Raw genomic sequence first — 9,457 nt, forward strand, 5'->3', positions numbered from 1 at the left:
CACAGCCACCTCCACGATCAGATCCTGGAGACACCCTGCCGGGAGACCTAAGGCCGATCAATTACCTGGTCGACCATCCGAGCCGAGCCACTAGCAACCGCTCCCCGCGGGGACTACGCGCACGATGACGGCACGGCGTCCGCCAGGTGAACGGCAGGTTCTCGGCGGGCGTCGGTGTCCCTCAGGGCCTGCGGCGGTGGGGCTCCCAGGTGCGGCGGACGTCGTTCCACAGGTAGCGCGTGCCGGTTCCCCCGGCGCCTCCCGTGGTGGCCCAGACGCCCTGCGGGTGGTCGCCCAGGGTGCCGGTCCAGGCGATCTCCAGTCCGGCGACCTCCGGGTGGCTCAGGTCGAGACGCTGGAACTGGGCGACCGCCTCGACCGGCAGCAGCGGGTGCACCTGCACCCGGGTCCGGGATGCCTCGTCCTCCAGCCGCAGCACCCCGCCGCCCTCGCGCCGGACCGAGCCGAGGTTCTTCACCGCCGCGAGGAAGGCGGCCGCCGTCCGCTCCTCCTCGGTGGCCGCGCGCCGCCGCCAGAAGCCCCGGCCGCCCATCCGCACCGCGGTGATCTCGCCGAGCTTGGTCCCCACCGCCTGCATGAACGAGCTGAGCAGGACCACCCCGCCCGCGCCGACCACCGCGGACACCAGCTCCGGAATGGCGGACTGGTCACCGCTGCCCGGCCGGACGTCCTCCCAGCGATCCATCCCCGTCGCCCCCATCTCCCGTACGTGTCAGGTGTGTTGCCAGGGTAACGGCGGCGGCTGCTGTGACGCGCGTGATCATCTGGCTGAACGGCACCTTCGGCGCGGGCAAGACCACGACGTGCGCGCACCTGAGGCAGCTCGTTCCCCACGCGCACGTCTTCGACACCGAGCACGTCGGTTTCATGCTGCGGCACGTGCTCGCCGAGGCCGTGCCAGTACGGGACTTCCAGGAATGGCCCCCCTGGCGGGCGCTCACCGTGGCGTCGCTCGCCCAGTTGCACGCCTACCTCGGCGGGACGCTGATCGTGCCGCAGACCGTGCTGGTGGAGGAGTACTGGCGGGAGATCGCGCTGGGGCTGGAGCGGTCCGGCCTGCCCGTGCGGCACTTCCTGCTGCACGCCGACCCGGCCACCCTCACCCGCAGGATCGAGGGGGACACGGTGGAGACCGGCGCCCGGCAGTGGCGGCTGGACCACTTGGAGCAGTACGCCGGGGCGCTGCCCTGGCTGCGGGCCGCGGCGACGGTCGTCGACACGACCGCCGCGCCGCCGCAGGCGGTGGCGCGGCGGATCGCGGACCTCACGCGGGCCTGAACGCCTCCCGCAGTTCGACCTTGCGGACCTTGCCGCTCACGGTCATCGGGAAGGCGTCCATCAGCCGCAGGTGGCGCGGGACCTTGTAGTGGGCGAGCCTGCCCCGGCAGAACTCGCCGAGCTCCTCCACCGTCAGCGCGGTCCCCGGGTCCTTGAGGATGACGCAGGCCAGGATCTCCTCGCCGTACCGCTCGTCGGGGACGCCCACCACCTGGACGTCCGCGATCTTGGGGTGGGCGTAGAGGAACTCCTCGATCTCGCGCGGGTAGACGTTCTCCCCGCCGCGGATGATCATGTCCTTGATGCGGCCGACGATCTGCAGGTAGCCGTCCTCCCGCATCACGGCCAGGTCGCCGGTGTGCATCCAGCGGCCGGCGTCGATCGCCTCCGCGGTCCTCTCCGGCTCGTCCCAGTAGCCCAGCATCACCGAGTAGCCGCGGGTGCACAGTTCACCGGCCGTGCCGCGCGGCACCGTCACGCCGTCCGGTCCGACGACCTTGACCTCGACGTGCGGCAGCACCCGGCCGACGGTGCCGGTGCGGCGCTCGAGGTCGTCGTCGCGGCGGGTCTGGGTGGACACCGGTGAGGTCTCGGTCATGCCGTAGCAGATGGAGACCTCGGCCATGTGCATCTCGGCGACGACCCGCTTCATCACCTCGACCGGGCAGGGCGAGCCCGCCATGATCCCGGTGCGCAGCGAGGAGAGGTCGTACGTGGCGAAGTCCGGCAGGTTGAGCTCGGCGATGAACATCGTCGGCACCCCGTACAGCGAGGTGCAGCGCTCCTGCTCGACGGCGCGCAGCGTCGCCGCCGGGTCGAAGCCGGGCGCCGGGATGACGATGCAGGCGCCGTGCGAGGTGGCGCCCAGATTTCCCATGACCATGCCGAAGCAGTGGTAGAAGGGCACCGGCAGGCAGACCCGGTCCTGCTCGCCGTAGCCCACCAGCTCGCCGACGAAATAGCCGTTGTTGAGGATGTTGTGGTGGGAGAGGGTCGCGCCCTTGGGGAAGCCGGTCGTGCCCGAGGTGTACTGGATGTTGACCGGGTCGTCGCAGGACAGTTCCGCCCCGCGCTCGGCGAGCTGCTCGTGCGGGACGTTGGCCCCGGCCTCGACGAGGGCGTCCCACGTGGGGTCGCCGATGTACACGACCTCGGTCAGCGAGCGGCACTCGCCGCGCACCTGCTCCACCATGGCGCGGTAGTCGCTGGACCTGAACGCGGTGGAGGCGACCAGCACCTCGATGCCGGCCTGGTTCAGCACGAACGCCAGCTCGTGGACGCGGTAGGCCGGGTTGATGTTGACCATGATCGCGCCGATGCGGGCGGTGGCGTACTGGACGAGCACCCACTCGGGGCAGTTGACGGCCCAGATGCCCACCCGGTCGCCCTTGCCGACGCCCTTGGCGAGCAGGCCGCGCGCCACGTCGTCGACGGCGGCGCCGAACTCGGCGTACGTCCAGCGGCGGCCGCTGGGCACGTCGACCAGCGCGTCGCGCCCGGGCCATGCGGCGACCGCCCGGTCGAGGTTGCGGCCGATGGTGTCGCCGAGCAGCGGGGTGGTGCCGGTGCCGCTGGCGTACGAGGGCTCGACGGGACTCGCGGGGGTGCTCACCGGTGGTCCTCCTCGCGGTACTCGGTGCCGGTGGCACCCTCGGCGGTGCGCTGCCGCAGCTCGATGCGGCGGATCTTGCCGGACACGGTCTTGGGCAGCTCCGCGAACTCGATGCGCCGCACCCGCTTGTACGGGGCGAGCACGGCCCGCGAGTGCGCGAACAGCGCCGCGGCGGTCTCCGGGCCCGGCTCCCAGCCCTCGGCGAGGACGACGTACGCCTTGGGGACAGCCAGCCGCAGCGGGTCGGGGGCCGGGACGACGGCGGCCTCGGCCACGCACTCGTGCTCCAGCAGGGCGCTCTCCAGCTCGAAGGGGGAGATCTTGTAGTCGGAGGCCTTGAAGACGTCGTCGGCGCGCCCGATGTAGGTGATGTAGCCCTCGGCGTCGCGGGAGCCGATGTCGCCGGTGCGGTACCAGCCGCCGGCCATGGCCTCGGCGGTGCGCTCGGGGTCGCCCTCGTAACCGGTCATCAGGCCCACCGGGCCGGTGGACAGGTCGAGGCAGATCTCCCCCTCGTCGCCGGGCTCGCCGGTGACCGGGTCGACGAGTTCCACCGCGTACCCGGGGCTGGGACGTCCCATGGAGCCCGGCTTGAGCGGCTGCCCGGGCGAGTTGGAGACCTGGACGGCGGTCTCGGTCTGGCCGAAGCCGTCCCGGACGGTCAGCCCCCAGGCGCGCCGCACGTGTTCGATGACCTCCGGATTGAGCGGCTCACCGGCGGCGACCACCTCGCGCGGCGGGGTGCGCAGCACGGCGAGGTCGGCCTGGATCAGCATCCGCCAGACGGTGGGCGGCGCGCAGAAGCTGGTGACGCCGGCCCGGTCCATCTCGGCCATCAGGCGGCCCGCGTCGAAGCGCGTGTAGTTGTGGATGAAGACCGTGGCCTCGGCGTTCCACGGCGCGAAGAGGTTGGACCAGGCGTGCTTGGCCCAGCCGGGCGAGGAGATGTTGAGGTGGACGTCGCCGGGGCGCAGGCCGATCCAGTACATCGTCGCCAGGTGGCCCACCGGGTAGGACAGGTGGGTGTGCTCGACCAGCTTGGGCTTGGCGGTGGTGCCCGAGGTGAAGTACAGCATCAGCGGGTCGTCGCCGCGGGTGTCCCCGTCGGGCGTGAAGTCCGCGGGGGCGTCGTACGCCTCCTCGTAGGCGTGCCAGCCCGCGGGCGCGCCGCCGACGGCGATCCTGGTGTACTCCCCCGGCACCTGCTCGAACTTCGCCGTGTCCGCCGCCCGGACGATCACATGGCGGGCCCGGCCGCGCTCCACGCGGTCGGTGAGGTCGACGGGCCCGAGCAGCGGGGTGGCCGGGATGACCACGGCGCGCAGCTTCATGGCGGCGAGGGCGGTCTCCCAGAGCTCGGTCTGGTTGCCGAGCATGACCACGATCCGGTCGCCGGCGCCCACGCCGAGGCCGCGCAGCCGGTTCGCGACGCGGGCGGAGCGCTCGGACATCGCGGCGAAGGAGACGACGGACTCGGTGCCGTCCTCCTCGACGATGTGCAGCGCCGGGCGGTCGTTGTCCCGGGCGATGACGTCGAACCAGTCCAGCGCCCAGTTGAAGTGCTCGGGGCGCGGCCAGCGGAAGCCCTCGTACGCCGCCTTGTAGTCCTCGCGGTGGCGCAGCAGGAAGTCCCGGGCCGCCCGGAACCCTTCCGTCCGGCTGGTTGCCGTCATGTGTCCTCCTCGTCGCCGGCCCCCTCGGTAGCATCCTGTTGTCAGTGACGAGGCTCTCACTACCCCCGAACGGGGGTGAAGGAGCGGCGAGGGTGTGACGGGATCGGGCGAGGCGGCGGAGCTGCGGGCGGCGCTGCTGCGGATGAGGCGCGCCAGCGGTCTGCCGGTGGCCTTCGGAGGGCTGCTCCCGGAACCGCGCCGGCTGCGGATCACCGAGCTGTCCGGCACGGCCACGGCCTCCCTGCAGGGGCTCACCATCACCACGGGCAACGGCCTGGGCGGCAAGACGATCGCCCTCTCCCGGCCGTTGGCCGTCACCGACTACAGCACCTCCCGGGTGATCAGCCACGAGTACGACGCGGCGGTGGCCGCCGAGGGACTGCGCTCGGTCCTGGCGGTGCCGGTGGTCGTGCGCCGCCGGGTGCGCGGGGTGCTCTACGGCGCGCTGCGCCATCCGCTCGCGCTCGGCGACCGTCCGGTGAGCGCCGCGGTGGAGGCGGCGCGAGAGCTGGAGCAGCGGCTGGTGGTGCGGGACGAGGCCGACCGGCTGCTTTCGACGTGCCGGCAGCCGACCGCCGGGGACCCGGCGGCCTGGGAGGAGGTCCGGGAGGCCCACGGGGAGCTGCGGGCGCTGGCCGGCCGGGTCGCCGATCCGCTGCTGCGCCAGGAACTGCTCGCCGCGTGCGGCCGCCTCGCGGCGGCGACCGGGGCCGCCGGCGGCGGGGAACGCTCCCCCGGCGGGCGGTCGGTCGCGGTCTCCTCCCGGGAGCTGGACGTCCTGGCGTGCGTGGCCACGGGGGCGACCAACGCCGTCGCCGCCGACCGGCTGGGGCTGCGCCCGGAGACGGTCAAGAGCTATCTGCGCTCGGCCATGCGCAAGCTCGGCGCCCGCACCCGACTCGAGGCGGTCGTCGCCGCCCGCCGCGCCGGCCTGCTCCCCTGAGCCACCGGCCGGCCGGCGCCCGCCGGTCCGGACCCGGGGCGACGATGGCGGCAGAAGGGCCGCGCCGGCCGCTCCCCGGTACCACGATCGCCCGCAAAGCACCGTGAGCGGGGCAGGACCGGAAGTCCGGACAAGCCTCCACGATCGGTTCACCCGGGGCGATTTTGGGGTTTGACCGCCGACGGGATCGGACCGATCATTCGAGGTGTGTCCACCGGCACACGCGGGACGGGGGCCGGCCTGACGAATGGTCCGGTGTTCAACAGGCTGTTGCCCCCGTGCATTTCCCGACTTTGCCGCCCATCGCACCACATCAATTCGGCGGCGGCGGTGAATTCCCTGCACCGGACGGAAGTCGAAGGGCCACGCCAACGGCGGCGTTTTCCACGGCTCTTTGCATAACATTGTCCCGGACACGACACGAGGGGAGCGGCGACCGTGGAGCAGGTCTTCGACGTGCCGGCCAGACCCCGACCCGACCAGGTGATTGGGCGGGGTGATGTGCTCGCGCGGGCCCGCGGGCACCTCACCCAAGGGGGCAGCCTGCTGCTGTACGGACCGGCCGGAATCGGGAAGTCCACCGTATTGCGGACACTCGCCGAGGAATACGGTGCCGGGCCCACGGTGCTGCGCTGTTCGGCGACCGAATCCGAATCGCACCTCCCCTTCCTCGCCCTGGTCGACCTGCTCGGCCTGGTCGCCGACCAGGTGTCCGACCGGCTGCCCGCACCGCAGCGGGCCGCGCTGGAGTCGGCGCTCACCGGCCGCGGGGAGTCCTCCCTGCAACGGGACGGGCTCGCGCTGCGCCTGGCCGTGCTGTCGGTGCTGCGGGCGCTGGCCACCGACGGCCCGGTGCTGATCGTCGTGGACGACCTGCAGTGGATGGACCCCGCCAGCGCCGAGCTGCTGGCCTTCGCGGCCCGCCGGGTCGCCGGACTGCCGGTGCGGGTGCTGGGCGCCGTCCGCACCGACTCCGATCCGCAGGACCAGCACGACCGCTATCTGCGCGCCTTCCCGCAGGACGTGCTCACGCTGCGGGTGACGCCGCTGTCCCGGCCGGATGTCTCCGAACTCCTCTACGGGCGAGGGCACACGGGCCTGCCGCGCGCGGTCGTCCGGGACATCCACCGCACCAGCGGCGGCAATCCGCTGTTCGCCCTGGAGCTCGGCCGCGCCCTCGCGGAGAGCCGCACCCCGCCGCGCCCCGGGGAGCCGCTGCCGGTGCCGACCTCGCTGCGCACCCTGGTGCTCAACCGGCTGGAGATGCTGTCCGCGGAGACCCGCCGCACGCTGCTCATCGCCAGCGCGGGGGCCCGCCCGACCCTCGCGACGCTGCGCAGCGCAGGCCGCTCCAACGCCGAGAGCGAGACCGGGGTGGCCGCCTCCCTCGGCCTGGTGGAGATGGACCACCACGACGGCACCGGGCTGGTGCGTTTCGCGCATCCGCTGATATCCGCGGCGCTGTACGCGGAGGCGACCCCGGAGGACCGGCGCAGCGCCCACGCCGCCCTGGCGGCGGCGGCCGGCGACCCGATCGAACGGGCCCGGCACCTGGCGCTGGCGACGAGCGGCAAGGACGAACGGGTCGCGGCGAGCCTGGCCGAGGCCGCGGACGAGGCCCGGGCCCGCGGCGCCCCCTCGGTGGCCGCCCAACTCGGCCTGCTGGCCGCCCGGCACACCCCCGAGAACGCGGTGCCCACCGTGGACGAGCGGCGGCTGCGGGCCGCCGAGGACGCGCTGACCGCCGCGGAGCCCGAACTCGCCCGCGCCACCGCCCGCGAGGTGCTGGCGCAGGCCACGATCCCGGCGGACCGGGTGCGGGCGTGGAGCGTGGTGATCGACTCGGTCGGGCAGGCGCTGTCCGAGGTCGACGACGTCTTCCCGCAGGCCCTGGCGGACGCGGGCGACGACCCGCGGCTGCAGGGCCTGGTGCGCTACCAGCTCGCCTGGCGGGCCCTGGTGGACGGTCAGATGCACGAGGCGCGCGCCGAGGCCGCCCGCTCGGCGGCGCTCGCCGCGCGGGCCGGCGACCGGCGCACCGAGTTGCTGGCGCTGTCCTTCAAGGCGCTCAACGAGACCTTGACGGGGCACCCCGACGCCGCCGCGACCCTGGCCCTGGCCTCCGCCGAGCCGCAGGACCCGGACGTGGCCATGAACCACAACGGCCCGGTCTACATCCGCTCCCGCTACCTGCTGATGAGCGATCAGCTCGACGAGGCACGCACCGCGTTGACCTGGCTGGCCGGTGAGGCACGGCAGCGTGGCGCGGTGGAGAGCGAGGTCTACTCCGTGCGCAGCCTGGCCGAGATCGAGCTGCGCTCCGGCCGTTGCGGCACGGCGCTGGACCTGGCCGGCGAGAGCCTGCGGCTGGCCGAGGACACCGGCATCGGCGAGGGATTCGCGCTGCAGATCGCGGCCCTGACCGAGGCGGCGGGCGGCACGGTGGAACGCGCCCTGTCGCTGGCCGGGGACGCGGTGCGGCGCGCCGAGGCCGACAGCGACATGCCGTACATGACGCGGGCGCTGTACGCGCTCGGCCACGCGCGGCTGGTCGGTGCCGACCCGCAGGGCGCGGTGGACGCCCTGCGCCGGGTGCGCGCGCTGGAACGCGAGATGGGCGTGACGGAGCCCGCGCGCGGCCGCTGGCAGGGCGACCTCGCCGAGGCACTGGTGCTGACCGGCGCGCTCGGTGAGGCGCGGGAGGTCGTCGACGAGACGCGCCGGCACGCCCTGCGGCTCGGCCGGCAGAGCATCCTGGCCGTCCTCGAGCGCGCCGAGGGGATGCTGCTCGCCGCCCGCGGCGACACCGACGGGGCCGTGGCGGTGCTGACCGGGGCCCGGCAGCGGCTGGCCGCGCTCGGCTACGGGCTGGAGGAGGCCCGCGCCGTCTTCGCGCTGGCCCAGGTCGAGGCGGACCGGCGCAACCGCCCGGCGGCCCGCGCGGCTCTGGACGAGGCCGGCCGGCTGTTCCGGCGGTCCAAGGCCCTGCCCTGGCTGGAACAGACGGGCCCGGCCCCGGCGGCCCCCGCGTCCGCGGCGCCGCCGGAGCTGGACGGGCTCGCCTCGATGGAACGGCAGGTGGCCGCGCTCGTCCTGGAGGGCTCCACCAACCGGGAGATCGCCGCGACGCTGTTCATCAGCGTCAAGACGGTCGAGGCGACCCTGACCCGGGTCTACCGCAAGCTCGGCATCCGCTCACGGGTGGACATCGTGCGACTCGCGGCAGGCCGCCGCGCCGGCTGACCCGGGCACCCGGCCCGGCGCCTCCGCCCCCTCGGCGCCGCGCCCGGCCCGACCCGCGTCCACCGCGAGCCGGGCATCCGCTCCCGGGTGGACATCGCGCGACCCGCAGCGGGGCCACCGACCCGGGCACCCGGCCCGGCGCCTCCGCAAGGCGTCCGTCCCGGTCCGGTGCCGTCGCGCACCCGCCGCCGGGCACACGACGTGACCGAGGGGTTTCCCTACGCGACCGGGTCAGGGGCTTTCCCTCATTGGGGTGCCCGGGCCGCGACCCTAGCCTGGGTCGCGCACAGAGCAGGCAGGTCGATCCGTCCCACGAGTGCACGTGCGCCAACTCGCCCCTCGCCCGCGGTCGTCGGCGAAGACGCCGGCCCAGGCCGTGCCGTACGCGCGGGATGCGGCGCCGCCCCCACCGGCGACCCGCGCGTTCCCCCCACCGGCAGCCTGAGGCGCCCCGCGTCACGGCTCACCCGTGCGAGGAGTACCCCCGCCGCGGTCGCGGCGCGAGCGGCGACCGCGGCCGGCCGGGTTCTCGTGACAGAGGGCGGTCCGGATGAACTCCTGACCCGTCGGTCAGGCCGAGCCGGGGGGCCCGGGGGGGGGGCCCCGCCCCCCCCCCCCCGGCCCCCCACCCCCCAGCGGCCCCCGCCGGCGGCGGCGGCAGGGGCGGGGATGAGGGGGGAAAACCCC

6 protein-coding genes are annotated in these 9,457 nt (G+C 74.3%); 3 read left to right on the plus strand and 3 right to left on the minus strand.

The annotated features are described in order from the left end of the window. Positions 1-181 precede the first annotated feature (181 nt). On the minus strand, positions 182-706 hold the full coding sequence (locus ACFW3D_RS04520; protein ID WP_500501206.1) for a hypothetical protein: 525 nt from the start codon (positions 704-706) through the stop codon (positions 182-184). Positions 707-777: 71 nt separating this feature from the next. Between ACFW3D_RS04520 and ACFW3D_RS04525 the strand changes: the two genes are divergently transcribed. After that, on the plus strand, positions 778-1,299 hold the full coding sequence (locus tag ACFW3D_RS04525) for an AAA family ATPase (protein ID WP_500501207.1): 522 nt from the start codon (positions 778-780) through the stop codon (positions 1,297-1,299). Here ACFW3D_RS04525 and ACFW3D_RS04530 read toward each other — a convergent pair. Together ACFW3D_RS04530 and ACFW3D_RS04535 are read right to left on the minus strand one after the other, a co-directional pair. Further along, positions 1,286-2,911: an AMP-binding protein gene (locus tag ACFW3D_RS04530; protein ID WP_500501208.1), complete on the minus strand. Its 1,626-nt coding sequence runs from the start codon at positions 2,909-2,911 to the stop codon at positions 1,286-1,288. The genes ACFW3D_RS04525 and ACFW3D_RS04530 overlap by 14 nt on opposite strands. Beyond that, entirely contained in the window at positions 2,908-4,584 is a 1,677-nt protein-coding gene (locus ACFW3D_RS04535) for an AMP-binding protein (protein ID WP_500501210.1), read from the minus strand. Before ACFW3D_RS04535 ends, ACFW3D_RS04530 begins: the two co-directional genes overlap by 4 nt. A gap of 94 nt (positions 4,585-4,678) precedes the next feature. On the opposite strand from ACFW3D_RS04535, the gene ACFW3D_RS04540 reads away from it, so the two are divergent. Then, positions 4,679-5,527 (plus strand): helix-turn-helix transcriptional regulator, encoded by an 849-nt coding sequence (locus ACFW3D_RS04540; protein ID WP_500501213.1) that lies wholly within the window; start codon positions 4,679-4,681, stop codon positions 5,525-5,527. A gap of 438 nt (positions 5,528-5,965) precedes the next feature. Further along, positions 5,966-8,770, plus strand: coding sequence for a helix-turn-helix transcriptional regulator (locus tag ACFW3D_RS04545; protein WP_500501214.1), 2,805 nt, complete (start codon positions 5,966-5,968; stop codon positions 8,768-8,770). Positions 8,771-9,457: the final 687 nt, after the last annotated feature.

The sequence above is a fragment of the Streptomyces sp. NPDC058864 genome (assembly GCF_042742985.1).
In the GTDB taxonomy this organism is placed as follows: Bacteria; Actinomycetota; Actinomycetes; order Streptomycetales; family Streptomycetaceae; genus Actinacidiphila.